Consider the following 24729-nt stretch of genomic DNA (forward strand, 5'->3'; position numbering starts at 1 on the left):
CCCAGATTTTCTGGGCTCGCACCCTGCGGAGGCTTAACCGGAGAAATAACATGGCACTACCTACCTTTACGATGCGCCAGCTTTTAGAAGCAGGCGTTCATTTCGGTCATCGCACCGGCCGTTGGAACCCCAAGATGGGTACCTATATTTTTGGTGAACGCAATGGCGTTCACATTATTGATCTTCAGCAAACCGTCCCCATGCTATACGCCGCCATGCAGGCTGTGCGTGATATTGTTTCCAATGGCGGACGCGTTCTTTTTGTTGGCACAAAGCGCCAAGCGACCCTGAAGGTTGCCGAAGCAGCAGAGCGTTGTGGTCAGTATTACATCAACCATCGTTGGTTGGGTGGCACCATGACCAACTGGGGCACAGTAACCGGTTCGGTCAAGCGCCTGAAGGTGCTGGAAGCACAGCTTGCGGATGAATCTGCAACGGGTTTGACCAAGAAAGAACTTTTGCAGCTGACCCGTGAACAGCAAAAACTGGATCGGGCACTTGGCGGCATCAAAGATATGGGTGCATTGCCCAATATCTTGTTCGTTATTGATACCAACAAGGAAGAAATCGCCATTGCCGAAGCCCGCAAGCTTGGCATTCCCATTGCGGCCATCGTTGACAGTAATTCCAATCCTGATGGGATTGATTATCCGATTCCTGGCAATGACGATGCGATCCGCGTGATCAGCCTTTATTGCGATCTGATTTCTGGTGCTGTTCTTGACGGCATTCAGGAAGAAATGACCGCCAGCGGCGTTGATGTCGGTGCGGCTGATGAAGCCCCGGTTGAAGCGCTGGCTGATGTTGCCGCAGCGGTAGAAGCCGCAGCGCCAGCAGAAGCTGCTGTTGCAGCACCGGCTGAAGCTGCTGCTGCACCTGCACCTGAAGGCGACAAGGCTTAATCTGTACGCAAACAAGCGTGCCGGTTTTCAACGGATTAAAATGTAAGGACTGAACAAATGGCTGAAATTACAGCGGCACTTGTTAAAGAACTGCGCGAAAAAAGTGGCGCAGGGATGATGGATTGCAAAAAGGCACTGACAGAATCCGACGGGAATATTGAGGCCAGTGTCGACTGGCTGCGCAAAAAAGGTCTCGCTGCGGCTTCAAAGAAGGCGGGCCGGGTTGCAGCCGAAGGTCTTGTTGCAGCCGTTGCTGATGGCAATTCAGGCGTGGTGGTGGAGGTTAATTCCGAAACTGATTTCGTGGCGCGCAATGAAGAATTTCAAACCTTTGTGAACAACGTGGCGGCTGCAGCCGTTGCCTGTGACGGTGATTTTGATGCGCTTTCTAAGGCTGATTATCAAGGCAGTGGAAAATCTGTTGCTGATATGGTTACCGATATGGTGTCGACCATCGGTGAAAATATGCATCTTCGTCGGAGTGCCGGTTTAAAGGTCAGTGATGGTGTCATCAGCCAGTATGTTCATGGGGCCGTTGCCCCGGGGCTTGGCAAAATCGCCGTTATTGTTGCGCTGGAATCCAGTGGCGACAAAGCCAAACTGGAAACGCTGGGAAAGCAGCTGGCCATGCATGTGGCGGCAGCCAATCCTCAGTCTATTTCGGTTGATGATCTTGATGCCGACCTTGTGGAACGTGAACGCGCCATTCTTTCCGATCAGGCAAAAGCATCAGGAAAACCCGATGAAATTATTGCCAAGATGGTAGAGGGCCGCTTGCGCAAATACTATGAAGAGGTTGTTCTTGGCGAACAGGTTTTTGTGGTTGATGGCGAAACCCGGGTCAGCAAGGTTCTGGAAGAAGCCGCCAAGGATATTGGCGTACCGGTTAAAGTTGCTGGGTTCGTGCGTTATGCGCTTGGCGAAGGCATCGAGCGGGATGAAACGGATTTTGCTGCTGAGGTTGCTGCCCAGCTAGGTGGCTGAACAGGGGCCGAGGTGATAGGGGGGGAACCCATGCCTGAGGATCCAGCATTTAAGCGTATTCTTTTAAAGCTATCAGGCGAAGCCCTGATGGGGGAACAGGAATTCGGTCTTGAAGCCAATACGCTCAATCGTATTGCCAAAGAAATTTCGACTGTTCATGCGCGCGGCATCGAAATCGGACTGGTTGTTGGTGGGGGCAATATCTTTCGTGGCCTTGCCGGTGCCAGCCAAGGGATAGAGCGGGGCAGTGCCGATTTTATGGGCATGTTGGCGACCGTGATCAATGCCATTGCCCTTCAAAACATGCTTGAGAATGAAAATATTCCAACCCGGGTCTTATCGGCCATTCCCATGCGGAATGTGTGCGAGCCTTATATACGAAGGCGCGCCATCCGGCATTTGGAAAAGGGCCGGGTCGTAATTTGTGCCGCTGGCAGTGGCAACCCTTATTTCACCACCGATACAGCCGCAGCGCTGCGTGCCGCAGAGCTTGATTGTGATGCACTGTTGAAAGCGACTCAGGTGGATGGCGTTTATTCAGCCGATCCCAAAACAGACCCTAATGCACAACGTTTTGAACGGCTCAGTTATCACGACGTGATCAGCCAGGACCTGAAGGTTATGGATACGTCAGCAATTGCACTGGCGCGGGAGAATAAAATTCCGATTTTGGTCTTTTCGTTACACAATCAGGGCGCTCTTGATGATGTGGTTCATGGTCGGGGTGAATTTACGGTGATTGATGATCGTGACAGTGAACAGGGGGATTGAACAATGGCTGAACCAGATATCGCAGGCATAAAGCGTCGGATGGAAGGCGCGGTTACCGTGCTGGGCGAAGAATTCGGTGGATTGAGAACAGGACGGGCATCAACCAGTCTTCTCGATCGAATTGTTGTGTCTGCTTATGGCTCTGATATGCCGCTAGCACAGGTGGCGACGGTAAGTGTGCCCGAAGCTAGGCTCTTGCTCGTTAATGTCTGGGACAAGGCCAATGCGGCGCCCACGGAAAAGGCCATTCGGGAATCAGACCTTGGCCTTAATCCATCGGCAGAAGGACAGGTTATCCGGGTGCCAATCCCTGATTTGAGTGCTGAACGGCGCGAAGAAATGGTCAAAGTGGCGCATCGGTTTACGGAACAAGCGCGGGTTTCTGTTCGTAACGTTCGCCGCGATGGTATGGATCATGTTAAAAAAGATGGTGATCTTTCCAAAGATGAACAACATGCCTGGTCCGCAGAAATTCAGGAATTGACAGATGGTTTCATAAAAAAAATTGATGTGTTGCTTTCTGATAAGGAAAAAGAAATCAGGCAGATTTAAGTCATGTCAACGGATACCCAAGAGAGCCATGACAGTGGGGATGCCAAGTCCCCCCCGCGTCACGTTGCCATCATCATGGATGGGAATGGGCGTTGGGCCAAAGCGCGGAACCTGCCCAGGACCATGGGGCATCGCCAAGGTGCAGAAGCCGTACGCCAAACTGTGAAGGGGGCGTTGGAACAAGGGATTGCTTACATTACCCTGTTCGGTTTTTCGTCTGAAAACTGGAGCCGGCCTGAAAACGAAATTTCTGATTTAATGAAACTTCTGGTTCGCTATTTGCGAAGTGAAGTTGCCGATCTGCATAAGAACAATGTCCGTTTCAGGGTGATCGGAGACCGCACGGCCTTTTCTGATGAAATCAGAAGCTTGATCGAGGATGGTGAAGCCTTAACGCAGGGTAATACCAAACTGCACCTGACCATCGCCCTTAACTATGGGGGACGTTCTGACATCACCCAGGCAGTGCGGAATCTGGTTTCGGGGGCAATGGCCGGCACTGTAAAGCTGGATGAAATTACCGAAGAATATTTTTCAGACTGTCTTTATACAAAAGATATTCCTGACCCCGACGTTTTGATCAGAACATCGGGAGAGCAGAGAATTTCAAATTTTTTATTGTGGCAATGTGCATATACAGAATTTGTTTTTCTGGAAACATTGTGGCCTGATTTTTCAAAGAATGATCTGGAACAGGCCGTCAATGAGTTTAACCGCCGTGATCGACGGTTTGGAAATGCTGGTGCCTAAAAACAAATTTTCCGCTCTATTGACCCGCGTTCTGTCCGCGCTCATTTTGATGCCTGTGGTTCTTGGGGCCATTTACTATGGCGGCATTTGGTTCACCGTCTTGTTGTCGGTTCTGGCTGTTTTAATGGCCAAAGAATGGGCGCATCTGGTTTCTGGTGGCCGCCTAGCAGTATCTTCTGTCGTTGCCTTGATTACAGGGACCGTCATTGTGATGGGTGCTGCAATGAATGGCCATTTGGCTTACGCGCTTATTCTGTCCGTGGTGGTGGGTGGTGTGGTTGGCTTTCTTGACCGAAGCCAGCTTGCCCTTGATCGTCTGATATCAGGTTTTGGGGTGCCCTATATTTGTATTCCGCTGATTTCTGCATGGTGGCTTGTCACCGCTGGATCGGGAGAGGGTCGCAACGTCATGTTCTGGATTCTTAGCGTTGTATGGTTAACCGATACCGGGGCTTATGCGGCGGGAAAATTGATTGGCGGCCCAAAATTGGCACCAAGGATCAGCCCCAATAAAACCTGGGCGGGGCTTTTGGGTGGCATGTTGGCGGCATCAATTGTTGCAGCCAGCGTGGCCGTGTGGACGGGCTTTGCTGATCCCTGGCAGATAATCTGGCAATCTGGCTTGTTTGCAGCCCTTTCACAGGGGGGGGATCTGTTTGAATCCGCCATCAAGCGGCATTATGATGTAAAGGATTCTGGCGCTATTATACCCGGGCATGGTGGGTTGTTTGATCGAATTGACGGATTGCTTGTTGCCCTTCCACTGGTGGCACTGATGCAGTGGGTGAGCCTCTTTCTTGGTGGGAATGGTGTTTTTCAATGGCTGTAACGAACCCAAATCAGAACACAGAATCACGGCGCATTTCCATTCTGGGCTCAACGGGATCGGTCGGGTGTAATACCATTGACCTCATCAAACGGAATCGTAAAGCTTATGAAATAGAGGCTCTGACCGCGCGCAGTAATGTTGATCTTTTAATTGCTCAGGCGCTGGAATTTCAGCCTCAAATGGCCGTGATCGCCGATGATGCACATTTCAATACGTTGAAATCGGCACTTGCAGGCACCAATATCGCGGTTGCCTCTGGTTCTGATGCGCTGGTAGAGGCCGCATCATTACCGGCAGATTGGGTCATGGCATCCATTGTTGGCGCCGCAGGACTGGCCCCAACCCTTGCTGCCGTTCGACGTGGGGCAACCATTGCCCTTGCGAACAAGGAATGCCTTGTCTGTGCGGGTGCGGTGATGCTGGCAGAGGTGAAAAAAAGTGGTGCGACCCTTATCCCCGTGGATTCTGAGCACAGCGCCATTTTTCAGGTTTTTGATTTTGATAACATTGACTGCATTGATCGCATCATTCTGACGGCATCTGGCGGCCCCTTTTGGGAAATGGATACATCACGCATGGCCGTCGTGACCCCAGCCCAGGCCGTTGCCCACCCCAATTGGGATATGGGTGCGAAAATCTCCGTAGATTCGGCAACGATGATGAACAAAGGGCTGGAACTGATCGAAGCCAGCTATCTGTTTCCCGTTCCTGAAGGCCGTATAGAGGTGCTGGTTCACCCCCAATCTGTGGTGCATTCTCTTGTTGGCTACACCGATGGTTCTGTCCTTGCACAGCTGGGAGTGCCTGATATGCGGACCCCAATAGCCTATGCTCTGGCCTGGCCTGGCCGACAAGATTCTCCAGTGGCCAGGCTAGATCTTGCGGAAATCGGAAATTTGACCTTCGAAAGCCCTGATTCCAGCAGGTTTCCAGCCCTCAATCTTGCAAGAGAAGCCTTGAAAACAGGGGGGGCGGCCCCTACAGTCCTCAACGCAGCGAATGAGGTGGCGGTGCAGGAATTTTTGGCTGGGAAACTAGGTTTTCTCGATATTATGGCAGTCGTAACAGAAACCCTGGATGCCTATACTCTGGGAGATGTTTTGAGCGTTGAAGGGGTGATCACTGCTGATCGGGAAGCCCGTAAAGTAGCAATACAGGTTGCGACAAAATTTGGCGCTTAAGGGCAGGTAGTTTGTGTAGGCAGTTGATTTCGTTTTTTCCCAATTTCGGGTATTGCAAAGGGCTTAGGACTTCATGGAATTATTGAATTTGATTTGGACCAATGGCGCGTCTTTTCTTTTTATTCTGACGGTTATTGTATTTTTTCATGAATTGGGGCACTTCGCACTGGCCAGATATCATGGCGTGAGGGTTGAGATGTTTTCTGTTGGTTTCGGCCCTGAACTATTCGGTTGGACCGCAAAAAGCGGGACCCGGTGGAAAGTATGCCTGTTGCCCCTGGGTGGGTATGTGAAAATGTTTGGTGAAACTGCCAGTGGCGCCGAGGATGAAGACGAAAAAGATCTTACACCTGCTGAAAAAGAAGTTTCGTTTCATTGCAAACGGGTGGGCCAGCGCGCCGCAATCGTTGCCGCGGGACCCATTGCCAACTTCGTTCTGGCGATTCTTATTCTGACGGTCATGTTTTCAACAATAGGCCAGCCCTACACGCCTGCCGATATTGGCAAGGTTCAGGTGGGTGGCGTGGCCGAAGCCGCTGGTTTGAAAGCAGGGGACAAAATCAGTTCAATTGATGGTCAGGCAATTGAACGATTTGAAGATGTTCAGCGTGTGGTTCGCATGGCGCCTGATAAGAAACTCTCAATGGTTATCAACCGCGCGGGAAAAGAAATAACCGTTTTGATTGTTCCAAAACGCCGTCAATTGGTGGATCGTTTCGGAAATAAAAGCGAAATTGGCCTTATTGGCATCAGCCGCGCTGGAACCAAATCTGTTCGCCACGGTGTGTTCCAATCGGCGTGGCGCGCTGTTGGTGAAACCTGGCGCATTTCCACATTTACCATGGATGCCGTGGGGCAAATCGTCATGGGGCAACGCTCAGCAGAGGATCTAGGTGGACCAATTCGCATCGCCCAGATGTCTGGACAAGTTGCCGAACTGGGCTTGACCAGCGTGTTCTGGTTTCTGGCGGTGTTATCTATCAACCTTGGTCTGATTAATTTGTTTCCCATTCCAATGCTGGATGGGGGGCATCTGATCTTTTATGGCATCGAGGCTGTTCGAGGCTCGCCGGTGAGTGATCGGATTATGGAATACGGGTTTCGATTTGGCCTGGCGATGATTTTGGCGCTGTTTGTTTTTGTTACCTACCAAGATCTTTCACGTTTTAAAGTTTTAACAAACTTTGTTGAGGGATTGTTTTCTTGATGCGGTTGGGGCCAGTTAAAATAATTTGTCTTGTTGCAAGGCCAATATTTGCGGCGGCATTCTTTTTATGTCTATTGGGAACCGCGCCCTTTTTCCAGGCAATGGCCCAGAATGTCAGCACCATCTCTGAGATACGGGTTGAAGGCATTCAGCGTATTGAACCCGAAACGGTCAAATCCTACATGCGCATTCGTGCAGGCGACCCCTTTGATGCTGCGTTGATTGATGAATCACTGAAGAGCCTGTTTGTTACGGGGCTGTTCAGGGATGTTTCAATTCGTCGAGATGGCATTGTGTTGATTGTTAAGGTTTCCGAAAATCCGGTTATCAGTCGTCTTGCATTTGAAGGCAATGATGTGACTGAGGATGAACGGCTGCGCAAGGAAGTACAGCTGCGTCCCCGTGTCGTTTATACCCGGACCAGGGTGCAGAGCGATGTTGATCGGATTATCAATATTTACCGTGCCCAGGGGCGTTTTGCGGTGAAGGTTGTACCGAAGGTCATTCAACAGTCTCAAAACCGGGTTGATTTAATTTTCGAAATTGATGAAGGCGAGCCGACCCTTATTCGCAAGATCAGCTTCATTGGTAACAAGGCGTTTTCAGATTCACGATTGAAAACTGTTGTCCTGAGCGGAGAATCCCATTGGTACAGTTTTTTGACCGCCAGTGATGTCTATGATCCAAACCGGGTAACATTTGATGGCGAAATGCTGCGCAGATATTACCACAGGCGTGGGTATGCTGATTTTGCACTTTTGTCATCCAGTGCTGAATTAAGTCAGGATCAGGAAAACTTTTTCCTGACCTTCACGCTGGAAGAAGGGAACAGATATCGTTTTGGTGAGGTGACGATCAACTCGAAATTAAAGGGGCTGGATGTTTCCAAATTAAAGGGTGTTACGACCTTTCAAACAGGGGACTGGTATGACGGAAAAAAGGTGGAAGACTCTGTAAACAATCTGGTTGATGCCGTTGGTAATTTGGGATTTGCCTTTATTGATATCCGGCCCAAAATCAAGCGTGATAGAGAAAAACGTACCGTGACGGTCACCTTCGATATTAATGAAGGTAATCATGTGTTTGTCGAGCGCATCGATATTCATGGCAATGTTAGAACCATGGATAAGGTGATTCGCCGGGAATTTCGTCTGGCTGAGGGCGATGCTTTTAACCGTTCCAAGATGCGGCGTTCACGGCAGAGAATTAACGGGCTTGGCTATTTTAAAAAAGCAACGGTTACCCAAAAACCCGGATCCGTTAAGGACAAGACGGTCCTTGATGTGGCCGTGGAAGAACAATCAACAGGTACTTTTTCAGTTGGTGCGGGGGTGTCGTCAACTTCTGGCTTGATCGCTCAGGTTCAATTGTCGGAGAACAACCTTCTTGGCAAGGGCCAACACCTTAAAATTCAAACCTCTCTTGGTGAAAAAACCCAAAACTATTCCATTGGTTTCACGGAACCCTATTTTATGGACCGCAATTTTTCTGCAGGGTTCGATTTGTTTAATGTTGTTACAAAGAAAACGGATAGCATTACCTTTGAACAAAACAAGATTGGTTTTGGGCTTCGCGCAGGATTTGCTTACAACGAACACCTGAATCATAGCTTGCGTTATCGGTTTGAAAACAAGGAAGTCAGCAGTGTCGATGATGATGCCTCCCTGTCGGTCAAACGACAGGAGGGCCAATCAATCTCGTCATCGATTGGACAGACGCTTAGTTACGATGCACGTGACAACAAGCTTGACCCCACTGAAGGCTTTGTTGTTCGTTTGAGCAATGATCTTGCGGGCCTTGGGGGGGGTACGCGTTATTTGCGATCAACCTTGTCCGGGGATAATTTTATCACGATCCTTGATGATTGGGTTTTTCGTCTTAGCGGGGAAGTGGGATATATTTTGGGCCTTGGCGAGGATGTTCGAATCGATGATCGTTTTTTCCTTGGCGGTGATTCCTTCAGGGGGTTCGCCCAGGGTGGTATCGGCCCTCGAGATGACGATAGTGGGGATGCCTTGGGTGGGGTCGGCTATGTTACGGCGACGGCTGAATTGGCCTTTCCCATTGGCAATTCAGATGTTTATAAGGCCCGTGGTTTCGTATTTTCTGATGTTGGCACATTGCGCGATTCAACAGAATCCGGGTCTGGTATTCACGAAGATGATATGATGCGTGCCTCGCTGGGTGCCGGAATTGGCATTAAAACACCGCTTGGGGTTATTCGCTTTAATTATGCCGTGCCTGTTTTAAAGGCAGATTTTGACAAGGAAGAAAAATTCAGCTTCCAGTTGGGAACCGGGTTTTAGATGATGATGATTCGTAATTCATGGCCTGTATTGCTCTGCCTTCTAATATTAATGGGCACGTCAACATTGACGTCAGCTCAGGAAAAAAAGGGCGGCACAGAAGCTGGGGCCTCAGGAATGGCTTTTTTGGATATTGTCAAAGTTCGATTGCGTTCGAAGGCGGGAAAATCAATTTCAAAGCAATTTAATGCACGCCGGAAAAAGCTTCTGAAGCTTGCCTCAAAGGAGGAAAAGGAACTTTTTGCGGCACGTGAAGCTCTTAAGCGGCAGCTTTCCCTTTTGAGCCCGGATGCCATCCGTCAACGGGAAGTGGCTTTTAAAAAGAAATTTACGATCGCCCAACGCAAGTTTCAGAACAGAAAACGGGCCCTTAAAAAGGCCGTGGCTGATGCCTGGAAAATTTTTGAGAGGGAGCTGCAGAAGGTTCTAAAAGTGATTGTTAAAAAAGGAAAAATCGCCGTTATATTTGACACGCGACAGACCTTTTTTACAGCTGCCCAGTATGAGATAACGGATGACGCGATAAAGCGCCTTAATGTCAGGCTTCCAAAGGTTGTTATTGGAAAAACAGGAAAATAGCCGGGGTCACAATGGCGGATATTGATTTTTTTAAGGCCTCTGGTCCTTTTCATCTTTCTGAACTGGCAAAAATTTCCGTTGCAGAAATTGCTGGTTCAGCTGACCCTTTGATGGAAATTAAGGACGTGGCCCCCCTTGATCGTGCCGGGGCCGGGGATATCAGCTTTCTTGATAATCCTGCCTATCAGGACAGTTTTGCCACATCGGCTGCCAGTGCCTGTATCGTCAGCCAAAAATTTGTCGATCAGGCTCCTGATGGTATGGCCCTTTTAATCTGTGAAGACCCTTACCGTGGATACGCCCTGATTGCGCAGGCTTTTTATCCTGCTGATTTGGCAACGGGTGTGGGAATTTCTCCTATGGCACACGTCGATTCTACCGCCCATATTGGTTCGGAAACAGAAATTGAACCGGGTGCCGTGATCGGTGCAAGGGCAAAGATTGGCAAGAATTGCCGGATCGGTGCCAATGCCTATGTTGGCACTGGGGTTCAATTGGGCGACGGTTCTGTGATCGGCCCATCGGCTTCTGTCCGTTTTTGTATTGCAGGTGACCGGCTGCGCGTTGCTGGCGGGGCACGCATCGGTGAAGATGGCTTTGGTTATGCATCAGGGCCGGATGGACATCTAAAAATCCCCCAACTAGGCCGTGTGATGATTGGCAGTGACGTTGAAATTGGTGCCAACACTTGCATTGACCGGGGCAGTGGCCCTGACACAGAGATTGGTGATGGGTGTATCATTGATAATCTGGTTCAAATTGCGCATAACGTAAAAATAGGAAATAATTGCGTTATCGTTGCCCAAGCCGGGATAGCAGGGAGTACAACCCTTGGCGATAATGTGGTACTCGGTGGACAGGTTGCCATTATAGGACACTTAAACATTGGTGATGGTGTCCGTATTGGCGGACAGGCAGGGGTCATTTCTGATGTCCCTGCTGGATCGGTTCTTATGGGGACGCCAGCCATGCCGCAACGTGAGTTTTGGCGTCAAATGGCAACCCTTAAACGGTTGGCCGCAAAAAAGACGGGTAAAGTTTAATCATGGCAGAAGATAAAGAAACTGAGGGCAGCTCTGTGGATATCTCCGGCATTATGGAGAGAATCCCTCATCGATATCCCTTTTTGATGATTGATCGCGTTGTGGATATTATCCCCGATACAAGCGCGGTTGGGATCAAGAACGTCAGCATCAATGAACCCATTTTTCAGGGGCATTTCCCCACGCGTCCGGTCTTTCCAGGCGTTTTGATTATCGAAGCCATGGCCCAGACGGCGGCCGTTTTGGTGGTCGAGACTCTGGGGCCAAGTGCGGCGGGCAAGCTGGTTTATTTTATGACCGTGGAAAATGCGCGGTTTCGTAAACCCGTGACCCCCGGTGACACCATAAAAATCCATGTGGAAAAGATAAGAAATCGCGGCAATGTCTGGAAGTTTTCTGCCAAAGCGCGGGTTAATGGCGCGGTCGCTGCAGAAGCAAATTATTCAGCTATGATTATGGATGATTGATCCCATGACAGAAATTAAAAATACGCAAATTCATCCAACGGCAATCATTGATCCCGCTGCAAAAGTGGGTAGCAATGTTAAAATTGGGCCTTATTGTACCGTTGGTGCCGGGGTTCATCTTGGTGATGGGGTCGTGTTGAGGTCCCATGTGGTGGTTGAAGGCGATACTTCCATTGGGGCCAAAAGCGAATTATTTCCATTTTGTGTGGTTGGCGCACCGCCTCAGGATTTGAAATTTCATGGCGAAAAATCCAGCACTGTGATTGGGTCGGAAACGGTTATTCGTGAACATGTAACCATTCATCCCGGAACCGAGGGTGGGGGGTTGGAAACGCGGGTCGGTGATAAATGTCTGATTATGGTGGGTGCACATATCGCCCATGATTGCCAAGTGGGCAATCATGTCATTATGGCAAACAATGCCACCCTGGGCGGGCATGTCAGCATTGGTGATTTCGCTGTTCTTGGCGGTATTTGTGGGGTTCACCAGTTTGTGCGCATTGGTCACCATGCCATGGTTGGGGGTCTTTCGGGGGTTGAAAATGATGTCATCCCCTATGGCTCTGTCCTTGGCAATCGCGCATTTTTAAGTGGCCTTAATCTTGTCGGGCTCAAGCGCCGGGGCTTTTCACGGGAAGACATTCATGCATTGCGCGCCGCTTACCGCCTTATGTTTGCCGAAGAGGGGAATATGACAGAACGCCTGACAGACGTTTCAGAAATGTTTAAAGATCATGCCGCTGTAATGGAAATTGTTCACTTCATTCAGGCCGATTCTTCTCGTGCGGTTTGCCAACCGCAAACAAAACGTGCTGCCTAAAACCGGCATTATCGCGGGACGGGGCGTATTACCCGTCTTGATTCTTGACGCCATCCGCGCCGAAGGACGGCCCGCTTTTGTGCTGGGCCTTGAAGGACAAACAGACCCAAATTTCACCGATAATGTTGAACATGCCTGGGTTAAAATTGGCGCAATCGGTAGTGCCATTGATGCCTTAAAGGCTGCAAATGTTGAAGATGTCGTTTTTGCTGGTGGTGTTACCCGACCATCCCTTATGGGCCTTGGCCTTGATGGGCGCGCGACAAAACTTCTGGCCAAAGCCGGTATGGCGGCCCTTGGTGATGATCGCTTGCTTTCCATATTGGTGCGTGAACTTGAAGGTGAGGGCCTTCGGGTGATTGGTGCGGATGACCTTTTAGAAGGGGTGCTGGCCCCAGAAGGTGTGTTTGGCAAACATCGCCCAGATGCTGAGGGCGATAAAGATATCGCGCGGGGCCTTGACGTTGCGCGCGCAATCGGTGGCCTTGATATCGGCCAGGCCGTTGTCGTGCAGCAAGGATTTATATTGGGTGTAGAAGCAGCCGAAGGGACCGATGCCTTGATTTCGCGCACGGCATCACTCCATCGCGAAGGACCGGGGGGCGTTTTGGTGAAGGTCAAAAAACCGGGCCAAGAACGCCGGGTTGATTTGCCAACCATCGGGCTTGGGACCATCAAGGCAGCCATAGAGGCAGGGCTTAGCGGCATCGCTGTCGAAGCGGGTTCCACATTCATTCTTGATCGTGATGAAACCCGATCCGTGGCCGATGATGCAGGTTTATTCATCGTTGCCCTGAGTTTCGAAAAATGACCGAAGCCACCCCGGGAATCGACCCCGATTGTGGTGTGGCCGATGATTTCCCCCATGTGTGTCTGGTTGCGGGCGAGCATTCTGGCGATCACATGGCGGGGTTGCTGATGAAAGCCCTGGCGGACCGACTTGATGGTCGGGTCCGATTTTCTGGTGTTGGGGGTGGGGAAATGATAGCAGCCGGTGGGGATAAGGGGTTCGATAGTTTTTTCCCAATGGAAGAAATTGCAATTGCGGGCATTTTTGAAATCATTCCCCATATTCCAAACGTTTTGCGCCGTATTAATCAAAGCGCAGAGCGGATCAAGGCCTTGAAGCCCGATGTTGTTATCACAATCGATTCGCCAGAATTTTCCTTTCGTTTGGGAAACAAGCTTTCCCGCACCAATATTCTGCATGTGCATTATGTGGCTCCAACGGTTTGGGCGTGGCGGCCAAAACGCGCGAAAATGATCTCTGGGTTTCTGGAACACTTGCTGACAATTTTGCCATTCGAGGCCCCATATTTTGAAAAATGGGGGCTTGATTGTACCTTTGTTGGGAACCCGGTGGTGGAAATGAATTTGGATCAAGGTGATGGGCCTGGGTTTCGAAAAAAGCACGGGCTTGGCCGTGATCAATTGGTGCTATCCGTCCTCCCCGGCAGCCGCCTTTCAGAAGTGCGGTCTTTGCTGCCCATTTTCAAACAGGCCGTCGATATCATCAAGCGCCGTGTCCCCGATCTGGCTGTTGTGGTGCCAACGGTTGGGACCGTTGCAGATGAGGTAAAAGCAGCCGTTTCTGATTGGCCGGTTCCCGTTATCGTGACCGAAACCATCAATGCGAAACGCGATGTCTTTGCAGCATCAAATGTGGCACTTGCGGCATCGGGAACGGTGACCAGTGAATTGGCCATGGCGGGTGTTCCCATGGTGATTGCCTATCGGGTGGCCCCTCTATCGGCCCTGCTCATCCGCATGATGACAAAGGTGAAGTATGTTTCCATTGTGAACATGGTTTTGGGTCGCGAAGTATCGCCTGAATTTATTCAGGAAAACTGCACGGGACCAAAAATAGCCAAGGCATTGGGGGATTTGCTTTGTGACGCGGATGCGCTTCGTGCCCAACGTGATGCGCTGGCCGAGGTTGGCGATAAACTGGGCCGCCATCTGGCACCATCCAGTGAAACCGCAGCCGGAGTCATCCTCAAAATTCTGGAAAAAAAGAACGCCCTCTAAATAGCTTGTAGGGCGCGCTCAATCTTATCGCTTTGAAATCGGAACGAACTTGCGCCGTCCTTTGCCTGTATAGAGCTGGCGGGGACGACCGATTTTTTGAACCGGGTCTTCGATCAGTTCACCCCATTGTGCGATCCAGCCAACGGTCCGGGCGACGGCAAACAGAACCGTAAACATGGAAACCGGAAAGCCCATGGCTTTCAAAATGATGCCTGAATAAAAATCGACGTTGGGGTACAGTTTGCGATCAACGAAATAGGAATCGTTCAGCGCGATCTGTTCCAGCTCCATCGCAAGATCGAGCAAGGGTTCATCCTTGATCTTCAGTTCACGAAGAACCTTGTGACAGGATTTTTGAAGCACCATGGCCCGTGGGTCATAATTTTTATAAACCCGGTGCCCAAAGCCCATCAACATGGTGGGATCAGATTTGTCTTTGACCTTTGCCAAATACGGCTTGATGTTTTTCGTGCTGCCAATTTCACCCAGCATTTTCAGAACCGCTTCATTGGCACCGCCATGTGCTGGCCCCCAAAGAGATGCGATGCCTGCTGCAATACAGGCAAACGGGTTGGCCCCGGTGGACCCGGCAAGACGCACAGTGGATGTTGATGCATTCTGTTCATGATCGGCATGAAGAATGAAAATGCGGTCCATGGCATCGGCCAGAACCGGATTGGTGACGTATTCTTCACACGGAACACCAAACATCATATAGAGAAAGTTTTCGGCATATTTCAGATCATTGCGCGGATACATAAAGGGTTGGCCGATGGAAAATTTATAGGCCATCGCCGCAATGGTCGGCATTTTTGCGATCAAACGATAGGACGCCACCATGCGCTGGTGGGGATCGTTGATATCTGTGGAATCATGATAGAAAGCGGAAAGCGCCCCCACAACACCGCACATGATGGCCATGGGATGGGCATCGCGTCGGAAACCCCGGAAAAAATAGTTGAGCTGTTCATGGACCATGGTGTGCATGGTGATGGTGTGTTCAAAATCTTTTTTCTCAGGCCTCGATGGCAGTTCACCATTCAAAAGAAGATAGCAAACTTCCATGAAGTCGCTTTTTTCAGCGAGATCTTCAATAGAATACCCACGATGAAGCAAGACACCCTTGTCGCCATCAATATAGGTAATGGCTGATTCCGTGGAACCCGTTGCGGTAAAGCCCGGGTCATAGGTGAAATACCCGGTATTCGCATAGAGCGGGCGAATGTCGATAACTTTGGGGCCAATCTTGCCTTTCAGCAATGGCAACTCTGTCGTATTGCCATTGGTGTTATCGGTCAGGGTGACGGTTTCGCGCTTCCCCTTCGATGCAGGTGCCTTTTTGGCTTTTTTCTTGGTTTTGGAACCCGTAGGTTTCGCCATTTTCATTTTTCCCCGGTTTTACTTACTGTTTTTGCTCAATCGGCGGCCAGCATATAGTGCACTTGGTTAATTATCAATTGAGCAGGGCCGAATTGTCAAAGACAGTGTTTCGGCCCCATTTTGCCAATCATCAGGAATCAGTGACGTCCTGGATGCGCAAAAGTGTCTCTTCGCGCCCCAAAACCTCTAAAACCTCGAATAATCCGGGTGAATCTGTGCGCCCGGTTGTGGCGGCCCGCAGGGGTTGGGCAATGTTGCCCAGCTGGATATCTGTTGCCTCAACAAAGCCGCGAATGGCTTCTTCCAGAACATCCATTTTCCAGTCATCCAGACCTTCCAGGGTTTTTATGAGTGCTTCAAGCCGGCCAATGGCGTCCGCATTGATCTGTTTGGCGGCTTTTTTGGTCATTTTTAATGGACGGGGTGCGACATAAAAAGATGCCTTTTCGGCCAATTCGGGCAGGGTGGTGGCTCTGGGTTTCAGGCCGACCAGTCCATGCATCAATCTGGCACGGCCCAAGTCATCAATGGATGTTTCGGTAATGTCGGAAATCAACGGGCAGATCAGGTCGACCAAACGCCCATCATCGGCTTCGCGAATATAATGGGCATTCAGGCTGGTCAGCTTTTCCATATCAAACCGCGCGGGGCTTTTGCCAACGCCTTCAAGGGTGAACCACTCGATGGCTTCTTCGCGGGATATAATCTCATCGTCACCATGGCCCCAGCCAAGGCGCAACAGGTAGTTAAACATGGCCTCGTTCAGGAACCCCATGTCCCGGTAAGCCTCTACCCCAAGGGCACCATGACGTTTTGATAGTTTGGCACCATCGGCACCGTGGAGCAGGGGCATATGCCCAAATTCGGGGATTTTCCAACCCATCAATTGATAAAGCTGCGCTTGGCGAAAACTGTTGGTCAGGTGATCATCGCCCCGAATGACATGGGTGATGCCCATATCATGGTCATCAACCACCACAGACAGCATATAGGTGGGCGTGCCATCAGACCGCAGCAGGACCATATCGTCCAGTTCCCCATTGGCAACCCGAACGTCCCCTTGAACCAGATCGGCAATGATGGTTTCGCCGTCCTGGGGTGCCCGAAGGCGGACCACGGGATCAACCCCCGAAGGCGCATCCGCTGGATCGCGATCCCGCCAGCGCCCGTCGTAGCGCATGGAACGACCCTCAGCTTTTGCAGTTTCACGCATTTCAGAAAGCTCTTCTGGCGTTGCATAGCAATTATAAGCCTTGCCCGCCTCCAGAAGGCTTTTGGCAACCTCACTATGGCGCGTGGCATGTTGGGATTGGAAAAAGGGTTCTTCATCGCCTGATAGGCCCATCCATTCAAGCCCATCCAAAATGGCACCAATGGCTTCTTCGGTGGAACGCTTGCGGTCGGTATCTTCGATGCGCAGCAGATAGCGGCCCTGATGGTGGCGTGCAAACAGCCAATTGAACAATGCCGTACGAACCCCTCCGATATGAAGGAATCCGGTTGGGCTGGGGGCAAAACGGGTAACGATATTTGTTGTTTCAGTCATGACGCGATGGCTTAGCCTTGTTAATCTCTTATTCGGTGCCCGGGTTTAGCACATTCCTTGGCGTGATTCATTTAGGAAGTTTGCCCGTCGGAGTTCTGGCCCCCTATGGCACAGCGTTTTACTGAATTTTTAAGGGCAAGGCCACTCTTTCAGGCCTTGAACAATGCCTTCGTGCAGGAGGCCGACCGTTGGCTCCTGTGGTTCCCCGTGGGGCTGGGGTTTGGGGTTGCCGTCTATTTCCTGCTCCCCTTTGAACCACCCCTTATCCCGGGTCTGGTGGCTGTGGGGCTTGGGCTTGTCGGTATGGCGCTTGGACGCCGGTTTTGGGAAAAAAGCCGTTGGTTTGGCTTTTTGGCGATCTTTTCCATGGTGTTTACCCTTCTTGCCACCGGTTTGTCTCTGGCCAAGGGGCATAGCCTGTGGGCATCGGCGCCAGTCCTTGCAAAACGCATTGGTCCCGTTTTTGTGGTGGGGCGCGTGATGGCCCTTGAACCGGGGCTCAAGGGTGCGCGCATGACGCTCGATCAATTGGTCATTGACCGGCTTTCGCCAGCGGCAACCCCAAAACGGGTGCGCCTGCGCCTTCGGGGGAAATGGAACCTGAACCTAGCCCAAGGCGACCGCGTGCGGATCAGGGCCATGATGTCGCCGCCCCCTGGCCCCGCTGCACCGGGCGCGTTTGATTTTGCACGATTGGCATGGTTCCGGGGATTGGGGGGTGTTGGGTTTGCGGTTTCAAAGCCCACCCGGATCACTGTCGCTGCCAGTGAAACCGACGGTGTTTATGGCAAAGTGGCGAAAGGGTTTGGACATTTTATTGCTGGTCTGCGCCGGCACCTTTTTGAAAAAATTACCAAGGTCCTTCCCGGGGCATCGGGTGGCATTGCGGCGGCCTTAATGACCGGGGAAAGAGGCAATATCCCGCCACCCGCCATGGAATATATGCGTGCGGCCGGATTGGCACATTTGTTAGCAATTTCAGGCCTGCATATCGGTCTTGTGACGGGCATCCTTTTTTTCAGCCTGCGGGCTTTGTTGGTTCTTATCCCCGGTGCGGCCCTAAACCACCCGATCAAAAAATGGGCGGCAGGGGCGGCACTTTTGGGGGCAGGGGCGTATTTGCTTCTGACCGGTGCAACGGTGCCCACCCAGCGGGCATTTTTAATGACCGGGCTGGTTCTGACGGCGGTGATGGTGGATCGGGCGGCCATTTCCATGCGCCTTGTGGCATGGGCGGCGGTGGTCGTTCTTGCGGTTGCCCCCGATAGCCTTATGGGACCCAGCTTTCAAATGTCGTTTGCTGCCGTTGTCGCCTTGATTGCGGTGTACGAGAGCGCGCGCCACCCGTTGGTAATTTTACGGGGCCATGGTGGAATTTCGCGGCGCATCATGATCTATGGGGCGGGGGTGTTGCTGACAACACTGGTCGCTGGCATGGCAACGGCACCTTTTGCGCTCTATCACTTTAACCGGTTTGCCAGTTTTGGCTTGATCGCCAATCTGGGTGCGGTGCCGGTGACGGCATTCTGGATAATGCCCTGGGCCGTTGTGGCCTATATTTTAACCCCCTTTGGGCTAGAGCATTTGGCATTGGTCCCCATGGGGTGGGGGGTTGATGGGGTGCTGGCCATTGCCCGTTTTGTATCAACCCGTCCCGGGGCATCCATCTGGGTATCCGCCATGCCACCTTGGGGGATTGCATCGGTGGCGATTGGCGGGTTGTGGCTGTGTTTGTGGCGCGGCCGATGGCGATTGGCAGGCCCTGTCGTGATCCTTGTGGGCATGGTGTCTTTGGCGGTTTACCAGCCGCCAGATGTTTTGGTGGCGGGCAATGGCAAAAGCTTTGCTGTTTATGATGGTTCGGGTGAATTGTTGTTCGGGGGCGAAAAAGGATCAAAATTCCAGCGTGAAATCTGGCTGCGCCGATCAGGCAATGGTGAACGTCTTGCCCTTGCAAAAACACGCCCCAAAAACAAACGTGGAAAAAATAAACGCCATAATCATCAGCGCACCGATACCGTGCGTGCCCTTAAATGTGATGCCCTTGGCTGTGTCTTTCAGGTCCGAGGCCGAGAGATCAGCTTGATTTACAGTCCCGCTGCGGCCAGTGAGGATTGCCCCCGTTCTGATGTGGTGGTGTCCTTGCAGCCGCTTGGCCGGACAAAATGCAGGGGTCCGGTGCGCGTGATTGACCGGTTTGATTTGTGGCGCGAAGGCGCGCATGCCATTTGGATCGATGAAGCAGGGATGGTGCGGGTAGAAACTGTGGCAGCCATGCGGGGCGCGCGGCCATGGGTGCAGAAACCCAAAAGGCGCACCCGGAAAGCCCCGAAAAAATAAGCTTTAGTGATATGTGCGGATAATGCCGACGAGGGTGCCTTGTACAGCGACCTGATCGGGGCCGAAGATGCGGGTTTCATACGCGGCATTGGCGGGCTCCAGAGCAATGGATGGCCCCTTGCGGCGCAGCCTTTTCAGGGTGACTTCGTGCCCTTCGACCAATGCCACCACGATGGCACCGTTATTGGCCGTGTCTGATTGCCGGATCACGGCGATGTCGCCATCCAGGATGCCCGCTTCAATCATGGAATCGCCTTCAACCTCCAACGCGTAATGATCGCCTCTGCCAACCATGTCTGCGGGCACACCAATAGAATTGGTGGGGTCGCGCAGGGCTTCTATGGGGGTGCCAGCGGCAATGCGCCCGTGCAGGGGCAGTTCAACCGTTTCACCACCGTCTAGCCGGTTTGCTGGTTTTGGATTGCTTTTGAAATTGCCCTTGATGACATTGGGGTCGAAATCCTGATCATTATCACCATCATCATTGCCATCTGTGGCACTGCCCATGGCCGCACCTTCGGGCAGGCGAAGAATTTCCAGTGCCCGGGCACGATGGGCGAGACGACGGATAAAACCGCGTTCCTCAAGCCCGGAAATCAACCGGTGGATACCAGATTTTGATTTAAGCGCCAGCGCGTCTTTCATTTCATCGAAAGAGGGGCAAATGCCGGTTTGTTGAAGCCGGGCATTAATGAAAATCAGAAGTTCATGTTGTTTTTTGGTAAGCATCACGCCTCATTTCCGGGGCCCATTTTTTCCAGCCTGTGGGGGCCAGTTTTATGAAACCACAAGATATAGAACAAAACAAAAACATCAACACATGTTCTAGTTTAGTTCTTTTTAGACGTCAAGACCGAATTGGGTCAACTTCCAGATAGAGCAATGACATTGACCGCATCGCCGGCCTTTGCCGGGGGTGCGTTGGCCGGGCGGTGGATCAGGCACCCAGCCCGGGCCAAGGTCGCCATTTGGGACGAATCCTGAAGATTAAAGGGGCTTGCGCACGCATTGCCATCAACATCGAGATCAAGGGATGCCCGCATAAAATCTTCCCGAAAATTATTGGCCGCTAAATCAGCCCCTAAAATGGCCCGGGTCATCTGCATGGCAGATTTGGGCCTGCCCAGCATGTGGTCAATGGCTGGCTTTAAATATAAAATGGCACACACAAGCGAAGATACCGGATTGCCGGGCAAGCCCAACACGGGCACATCCCCCAACTGGCCAAACATCAAGGGTTTGCCCGGTTTCATGGCAATGCGCCAAAAATTTATTTCCATGCCTTCTTCGCTGAGGACTTTTCGCACCAAATCCTTATCCCCAACAGAAACCCCGCCCATGGTGATCAAAAGATCTGTGCCGACGGCCCCCTTGATCAGGGTACGGATAGAATCTTCGGTGTCTCGCGCAATGCCAAGGTCTTTGGGTTCACCACCCTGGGCCTTGATCAGGGCGGAAAGCGCTGGGCCATTGGAACTGACGATCTGGTTGGGGCCAATGGGGTCACCGGGGCGCACAATTTCATCCCCCGTTGCCAGAAGGGCGATCACCGGTTTGCGGGTGACGGGTAGGTCTGGATAATTCATGGCGGCGGCCAGACCAATATGACGCGCGGTCAAATACGTGCCCGCATTGATTAGTTCGTCGCCTTCAGAAAAATCGATCCCGGCGCATCGGATGTGCTGACCCAAAGGGGGAGCTTCTTTGATCTCTACGGTTTCAGGGCCCATGTCGGTGTCTTCTTGCAACACAATGGCATCGGCCCCTTTGGGCACTGGCCCGCCGGTAAAGATGCGCACCGCCTGACCGGGCCCAACCAATCCGTCAAAGGCACCGCCTGCCGGGGCTTCGCCAATCACGCTCAGCGATATGGGGGTGGTGGCGACATCGCAGGCGCGCACGGCATAGCCATCCATGGCTGAGACGGCGACCGGGGGTTGCGTGCGTCTGGCGGCAATGGTTTCACCAAGCACGCGTCCATGGGCATCGTTTAAAGCCACGGTTTCACATGCCAGCGGCTTGAACGCATCGATGATTTTGGTTCGGGCCTGTTCTACGGAAATAAGATCAGCCACGTTATGCTCCGGGTGCCGTGAAGGCGCCGGATTTTCCACCGTCTTTATGCACCAAATGAATGTTGGTGATGCGCATGGTGCGGTCCGCCGCCTTGCACATGTCATAGACCGTAAGTGCTGCGATGGACACGGCGGTAAGTGCCTCCATCTCGACCCCGGTTTTGCCGCTTAGTTTGCAGGTGGCGGTGATCAAAATGGCATTGTCGCCTTCATCGCCCACTTCTAAATCCACAAGGATGGATGTCAGCGCCAAAGGATGGCAGAGCGGAATCAGGTCCGGGGTTTTTTTGGCACCCATAATCCCGGCGAGCCGTGCGACGGAAAGCACATCGCCTTTGGCAACCACGCCATCGCGAATTTTAACAAGGGTCTCAGGCGAAACCTCAATCCGGCCCTTTGCCGTGGCGGTGCGTTCGGTGATTTCTTTTGCGCCAACATCGACCATACGGGCGTTGCCCTTTTCATCCAAATGGGTGAAATCAGCCATGATCAGAATCCTTTTGCAGCGAAGATTTTTGTGAAAGCAATTCGCGGGTGGCTTGGGTTACGTCAACTTGGCGCATCAGGGATTCACCGACCAGAAAACATCTGGGGCCACCGGCACAAGCGGCTGCCATGCGCGATAGATCATCCGCAGTCCGGATACCGCTTTCAGATACCAAAATCGCATCTTTGGGGGCCAGCGGGGCCAGCTGTTCCGTCACCGCAATATCCGTTTTAAGCGTGCGCAAATTGCGGTTGTTAATGCCGATCAATCCGGTGCCCAGCAGGGCTGCGCGTTCCAGTTCTGCTTCATCATGAACTTCGACCAGAACATCCATATCAAAACTGGCTGCGGCATCGGCCATTTCACGGGCCAAACCATCATCAAGCACAGCCATAATCAGCAAGATACAATCGGCACCAATGGCCCGTGCTTCGGTAACCTGATAGGGGTCAATCATGAAATCCTTGCGCAAAACCGGCAATGAACAGGCGTTGCGCGCGGCAATCAGGTAATCATCGCGCCCTTGAAAATACGGCGTGTCGGTCAGCACCGAAAGACAGGTGGCCCCGCCGTCTTCGTATGCCTTTGCCAAAGTGGCTGGATCAAAATCTTCCCTGATAAGCCCTGCCGATGGGCTGGCTTTTTTTATCTCTGCGATCAAGCCATATTTGCCCGCATTGGCGCGTTCTGCCAGGGCGTTCTTAAAGCCCCGGACGGGTGGGGCAGCCTTCGCCGCATCGGCCAGAACGGAGGCCTGAATGGTGCCAGCCCGTGATGAAACCTCGCGGCGCTTTTCTTCGCAAATTTTAGCAAGGATATCCGACACGAAGCTGATCCTTATCCGCGGTTGGAAATGGCAACAAGTTGGGCCAGGGTCTCGGCTGCCTTGCCTTGATCAATCAGATCAGATGCCATGGCAACGCCCGCTTTTAAATCCGGGGCCTTGTTGGCAACCACCAGTGCGGCCCCGGCATTTAAAACAACGATGTCGCGATAGGCATTTTTTTCACCGCTATATATATCCGTGATGGCCTTTGCGTTGGTCTTAGCATCACCGCCTTTCAGGTCTGCCGGGTCTGCCCGGTCAAGGCCCGCATCTTCGGGGGTAATTTCAAAATTTGTAACATGGCCGTCTTTGATTTCGGAAACATATGTGGCCCCGGTGGTGGTGATTTCATCCAACCCATCAGACCCATGAACGACCCATGCACGCTCTGTTCCCAATTGGCCAAGAACCGTTGCCATGGGTTCCGTCCATTGGCGTTGGAACACACCAATTAATTGACGTTTGGTGCCCGCAGGGTTGGACAGTGGGCCCAGCAAATTAAAGATGGTTCGTGTGCCCAGCTCGACCCGCGTTGGCCCGACATGACGCATGGCAGCATGGTGGCGCGGTGCCATCAGGAAGCCGACGTTGATGGTGGAAATTGCTTCTTCAACCAAAGCCATATCACAGTCAATGTTCACCCCAAGGGCAGCCAACACATCGGCAGAACCGGATTTGGAACTGAGCGCACGGTTGCCGTGCTTGGCGACAGGCACGCCTGCGGCTGCAACAACCATGGCCGCACCGGTTGAAATATTATAGGTGCCGCTGGCGTCCCCGCCTGTGCCGCAGGTGTCGATGGCATCATCGGGTGCTTTGATTGCCAATGCCTTGGCGCGCATGACGGTTGCCGCCCCGGTGATCTCATCAATGGTTTCGCCACGTACCCGCAACGCCATTAAAAAGGCGCCCATCTGTGACGGCGTTGCCTCGCCCGACATGATGATTTCAAAGGCTTCTTCTGATTGCGCCCGGGTTAGTTTTCCACCATCGGCGACCTGTGCAATGAACCCCTTGAATGCAGGGTTTGTTGTCTCAGCATTCATGCCGCTATCCCTCCCTTTTTTGTCATCGTGAGAAAGTTTTTCAGCAACGCGTGTCCATGTTCTGATGCGATGCTTTCTGGATGAAACTGCACCCCATGGATGGGCAATTCCTTGTGCTGAAGCCCCATGATAATGCCGTCTTCGGATTCTGCGGTGATTTCAAGACAATCAGGCAGGGTTTCACGTTCGACAATCAGGGAATGATAGCGCGTGGCATTGAAGGGCGAGGGAAGGCCTTCGAAAACGCCACAAGCGGTATGGGTGATCGGGGTGACCTTGCCATGCATGGGGGTGTCTGCACGTTTGACAACGCCGCCGAAGGCTTGGGCGATGCATTGGTAGCCAAGACAAACCCCGAACATAGGTACTTTGCCGGCCCCGGATTTGATAAGATCAAGACAAATGCCTGCGCGGCCCGGATCACATGGGCCCGGTGAGATGATGATTCCCTCTTTGCCTTGCGCAATGGCTTCATCGACCGAAATCGCATCATTGCGGCGCACAATGATCTCAGCCCCAAGCTCGCCCAGATAGTGGACCAGATTGTAGGTAAAGCTATCGTAATTATCTATTAATAGATGCATTTCAAAATGTTATCTTTATTGTCTAA

The 24729-nt window shown here is 52.0% G+C and carries 24 protein-coding genes; 16 read left to right on the plus strand and 8 right to left on the minus strand.

The genetic code is table 11. The features are described from left to right. Positions 1-50 precede the first annotated feature (50 nt). From rpsB to lpxB, 15 genes are all read left to right on the plus strand, one after another. The gene (gene rpsB, locus HOJ08_08615; GenBank protein MBT5673494.1) at positions 51-902 is read left to right on the plus strand and encodes a 30S ribosomal protein S2; all 852 of its coding nucleotides are present in this window, start codon (positions 51-53) and stop codon (positions 900-902) included. 57 nt (positions 903-959) lie between these two features. Then, entirely contained in the window at positions 960-1886 is a 927-nt protein-coding gene (locus tag HOJ08_08620) for an elongation factor Ts (protein ID MBT5673495.1), read from the plus strand. A gap of 30 nt (positions 1887-1916) precedes the next feature. Next, positions 1917-2657 carry a UMP kinase gene (locus HOJ08_08625; protein MBT5673496.1) on the plus strand — a complete coding sequence of 247 codons (741 nt, stop codon included), beginning with the start codon at positions 1917-1919 and terminating at the stop codon, positions 2655-2657. Positions 2658-2660: 3 nt separating this feature from the next. Next, complete coding sequence (frr, locus tag HOJ08_08630) at positions 2661-3209, plus strand: ribosome recycling factor (GenBank protein ID MBT5673497.1); 549 nt, start codon at positions 2661-2663, stop codon at positions 3207-3209. Positions 3210-3212: 3 nt separating this feature from the next. After that, positions 3213-3959 carry an isoprenyl transferase gene (locus tag HOJ08_08635; GenBank protein MBT5673498.1) on the plus strand — a complete coding sequence of 249 codons (747 nt, stop codon included), beginning with the start codon at positions 3213-3215 and terminating at the stop codon, positions 3957-3959. Beyond that, entirely contained in the window at positions 3913-4788 is an 876-nt protein-coding gene (locus HOJ08_08640; protein MBT5673499.1) for a phosphatidate cytidylyltransferase, read from the plus strand. The genes HOJ08_08635 and HOJ08_08640 overlap by 47 nt, the downstream gene beginning before the upstream one ends. Continuing rightward, positions 4779-5969 carry a 1-deoxy-D-xylulose-5-phosphate reductoisomerase gene (locus HOJ08_08645; protein MBT5673500.1) on the plus strand — a complete coding sequence of 397 codons (1191 nt, stop codon included), beginning with the start codon at positions 4779-4781 and terminating at the stop codon, positions 5967-5969. The genes HOJ08_08640 and HOJ08_08645 overlap by 10 nt, the downstream gene beginning before the upstream one ends. Positions 5970-6042: 73 nt before the next feature. Next, entirely contained in the window at positions 6043-7176 is a 1134-nt protein-coding gene (rseP, locus tag HOJ08_08650) for an RIP metalloprotease RseP (protein ID MBT5673501.1), read from the plus strand. Between the two features lie 101 nt (positions 7177-7277). Beyond that, positions 7278-9482 (plus strand): outer membrane protein assembly factor BamA, encoded by a 2205-nt coding sequence (bamA, locus tag HOJ08_08655; GenBank protein ID MBT5673502.1) that lies wholly within the window; start codon positions 7278-7280, stop codon positions 9480-9482. Continuing rightward, positions 9483-10061 carry an OmpH family outer membrane protein gene (locus HOJ08_08660; protein MBT5673503.1) on the plus strand — a complete coding sequence of 193 codons (579 nt, stop codon included), beginning with the start codon at positions 9483-9485 and terminating at the stop codon, positions 10059-10061. It abuts the gene before it with no gap. Between the two features lie 11 nt (positions 10062-10072). Further along, on the plus strand, positions 10073-11104 hold the full coding sequence (gene lpxD / locus HOJ08_08665) for a UDP-3-O-(3-hydroxymyristoyl)glucosamine N-acyltransferase (GenBank protein MBT5673504.1): 1032 nt from the start codon (positions 10073-10075) through the stop codon (positions 11102-11104). A gap of 2 nt (positions 11105-11106) precedes the next feature. Beyond that, on the plus strand, positions 11107-11571 hold the full coding sequence (gene fabZ, locus HOJ08_08670; protein MBT5673505.1) for a 3-hydroxyacyl-ACP dehydratase FabZ: 465 nt from the start codon (positions 11107-11109) through the stop codon (positions 11569-11571). Positions 11572-11575: 4 nt separating this feature from the next. After that, positions 11576-12391 carry an acyl-ACP--UDP-N-acetylglucosamine O-acyltransferase gene (gene lpxA, locus HOJ08_08675; protein ID MBT5673506.1) on the plus strand — a complete coding sequence of 272 codons (816 nt, stop codon included), beginning with the start codon at positions 11576-11578 and terminating at the stop codon, positions 12389-12391. Beyond that, complete coding sequence (gene lpxI, locus HOJ08_08680) at positions 12381-13202, plus strand: UDP-2,3-diacylglucosamine diphosphatase LpxI (GenBank protein ID MBT5673507.1); 822 nt, start codon at positions 12381-12383, stop codon at positions 13200-13202. Before lpxA ends, lpxI begins: the two co-directional genes overlap by 11 nt. Continuing rightward, complete coding sequence (lpxB, locus tag HOJ08_08685; protein MBT5673508.1) at positions 13199-14419, plus strand: lipid-A-disaccharide synthase; 1221 nt, start codon at positions 13199-13201, stop codon at positions 14417-14419. Before lpxI ends, lpxB begins: the two co-directional genes overlap by 4 nt. A 24-nt stretch (positions 14420-14443) precedes the next feature. Here lpxB and gltA read toward each other — a convergent pair whose 3' ends face one another. Beyond that, the gene (gene gltA / locus HOJ08_08690) at positions 14444-15805 is read right to left on the minus strand and encodes a citrate (Si)-synthase (GenBank protein ID MBT5673509.1); all 1362 of its coding nucleotides are present in this window, start codon (positions 15803-15805) and stop codon (positions 14444-14446) included. A 124-nt stretch (positions 15806-15929) separates the two neighbouring features. Next, positions 15930-17345: a glutamate--tRNA ligase gene (locus HOJ08_08695; protein ID MBT5673510.1), complete on the minus strand. Its 1416-nt coding sequence runs from the start codon at positions 17343-17345 to the stop codon at positions 15930-15932. Between the two features lie 105 nt (positions 17346-17450). Here HOJ08_08695 and HOJ08_08700 point away from each other — a divergent pair, with 105 nt between their 5' ends. Further along, positions 17451-19685, plus strand: a complete 2235-nt coding sequence (locus HOJ08_08700; protein MBT5673511.1) for a DUF4131 domain-containing protein — start codon at positions 17451-17453, stop codon at positions 19683-19685. Positions 19686-19688: 3 nt separating this feature from the next. On the opposite strand, the gene lexA is transcribed toward HOJ08_08700, so the two are convergent. From lexA to HOJ08_08730, 6 genes are all read right to left on the minus strand, one after another. Continuing rightward, on the minus strand, positions 19689-20414 hold the full coding sequence (gene lexA, locus HOJ08_08705; protein MBT5673512.1) for a transcriptional repressor LexA: 726 nt from the start codon (positions 20412-20414) through the stop codon (positions 19689-19691). Between the two features lie 134 nt (positions 20415-20548). Next, positions 20549-21865: a molybdopterin molybdotransferase MoeA gene (locus HOJ08_08710; GenBank protein ID MBT5673513.1), complete on the minus strand. Its 1317-nt coding sequence runs from the start codon at positions 21863-21865 to the stop codon at positions 20549-20551. Beyond that, the gene (moaC, locus tag HOJ08_08715; protein MBT5673514.1) at positions 21762-22247 is read right to left on the minus strand and encodes a cyclic pyranopterin monophosphate synthase MoaC; all 486 of its coding nucleotides are present in this window, start codon (positions 22245-22247) and stop codon (positions 21762-21764) included. Before moaC ends, HOJ08_08710 begins: the two co-directional genes overlap by 104 nt. Next, positions 22240-23073 (minus strand): indole-3-glycerol phosphate synthase TrpC, encoded by an 834-nt coding sequence (gene trpC, locus HOJ08_08720; GenBank protein ID MBT5673515.1) that lies wholly within the window; start codon positions 23071-23073, stop codon positions 22240-22242. The genes moaC and trpC overlap by 8 nt, the downstream gene beginning before the upstream one ends. Before the next feature lie 11 nt (positions 23074-23084). Then, a complete protein-coding gene (gene trpD / locus HOJ08_08725; protein ID MBT5673516.1) occupies positions 23085-24119 on the minus strand; it encodes an anthranilate phosphoribosyltransferase in 1035 nt (344 codons plus the stop codon). Next, positions 24116-24703 (minus strand): aminodeoxychorismate/anthranilate synthase component II, encoded by a 588-nt coding sequence (locus tag HOJ08_08730; GenBank protein MBT5673517.1) that lies wholly within the window; start codon positions 24701-24703, stop codon positions 24116-24118. The genes trpD and HOJ08_08730 overlap by 4 nt, the downstream gene beginning before the upstream one ends. Positions 24704-24729 lie beyond the last annotated feature (26 nt).

Source organism: Rhodospirillales bacterium, from assembly GCA_018666775.1.
Lineage (GTDB): Bacteria > Pseudomonadota > Alphaproteobacteria > SMXQ01 > SMXQ01 > JABIXC01.

Bases quoted from the DNA above. Each gene is read 5' to 3' on its own strand.
- rpsB (MBT5673494.1), top strand. From the start codon at position 51: ATGGCACTACCTACCTTTACGATGCGCCAGCTTTTAGAAGCAGGCGTT.
- HOJ08_08620 (MBT5673495.1), top strand. From the start codon at position 960: ATGGCTGAAATTACAGCGGCACTTGTTAAAGAACTGCGCGAAAAAAGT.
- HOJ08_08625 (MBT5673496.1), top strand. From the start codon at position 1,917: ATGCCTGAGGATCCAGCATTTAAGCGTATTCTTTTAAAGCTATCAGGC.
- frr (MBT5673497.1), top strand. From the start codon at position 2,661: ATGGCTGAACCAGATATCGCAGGCATAAAGCGTCGGATGGAAGGCGCG.
- HOJ08_08635 (MBT5673498.1), top strand. From the start codon at position 3,213: ATGTCAACGGATACCCAAGAGAGCCATGACAGTGGGGATGCCAAGTCC.
- HOJ08_08640 (MBT5673499.1), top strand. From the start codon at position 3,913: ATGAGTTTAACCGCCGTGATCGACGGTTTGGAAATGCTGGTGCCTAAA.
- HOJ08_08645 (MBT5673500.1), top strand. From the start codon at position 4,779: ATGGCTGTAACGAACCCAAATCAGAACACAGAATCACGGCGCATTTCC.
- rseP (MBT5673501.1), top strand. From the start codon at position 6,043: ATGGAATTATTGAATTTGATTTGGACCAATGGCGCGTCTTTTCTTTTT.
- bamA (MBT5673502.1), top strand. From the start codon at position 7,278: ATGGCCCAGAATGTCAGCACCATCTCTGAGATACGGGTTGAAGGCATT.
- HOJ08_08660 (MBT5673503.1), top strand. From the start codon at position 9,483: ATGATGATGATTCGTAATTCATGGCCTGTATTGCTCTGCCTTCTAATA.
- lpxD (MBT5673504.1), top strand. From the start codon at position 10,073: ATGGCGGATATTGATTTTTTTAAGGCCTCTGGTCCTTTTCATCTTTCT.
- fabZ (MBT5673505.1), top strand. From the start codon at position 11,107: ATGGCAGAAGATAAAGAAACTGAGGGCAGCTCTGTGGATATCTCCGGC.
- lpxA (MBT5673506.1), top strand. From the start codon at position 11,576: ATGACAGAAATTAAAAATACGCAAATTCATCCAACGGCAATCATTGAT.
- lpxB (MBT5673508.1), top strand. From the start codon at position 13,199: ATGACCGAAGCCACCCCGGGAATCGACCCCGATTGTGGTGTGGCCGAT.
- gltA (MBT5673509.1), bottom strand. From the start codon at position 15,805: ATGAAAATGGCGAAACCTACGGGTTCCAAAACCAAGAAAAAAGCCAAA.
- HOJ08_08695 (MBT5673510.1), bottom strand. From the start codon at position 17,345: ATGACTGAAACAACAAATATCGTTACCCGTTTTGCCCCCAGCCCAACC.
- HOJ08_08700 (MBT5673511.1), top strand. From the start codon at position 17,451: ATGGCACAGCGTTTTACTGAATTTTTAAGGGCAAGGCCACTCTTTCAG.
- lexA (MBT5673512.1), bottom strand. From the start codon at position 20,414: ATGCTTACCAAAAAACAACATGAACTTCTGATTTTCATTAATGCCCGG.
- HOJ08_08710 (MBT5673513.1), bottom strand. From the start codon at position 21,865: ATGACATGTGCAAGGCGGCGGACCGCACCATGCGCATCACCAACATTC.
- moaC (MBT5673514.1), bottom strand. From the start codon at position 22,247: ATGGCTGATTTCACCCATTTGGATGAAAAGGGCAACGCCCGTATGGTC.
- trpD (MBT5673516.1), bottom strand. From the start codon at position 24,119: ATGAATGCTGAGACAACAAACCCTGCATTCAAGGGGTTCATTGCACAG.
- HOJ08_08730 (MBT5673517.1), bottom strand. From the start codon at position 24,703: ATGCATCTATTAATAGATAATTACGATAGCTTTACCTACAATCTGGTC.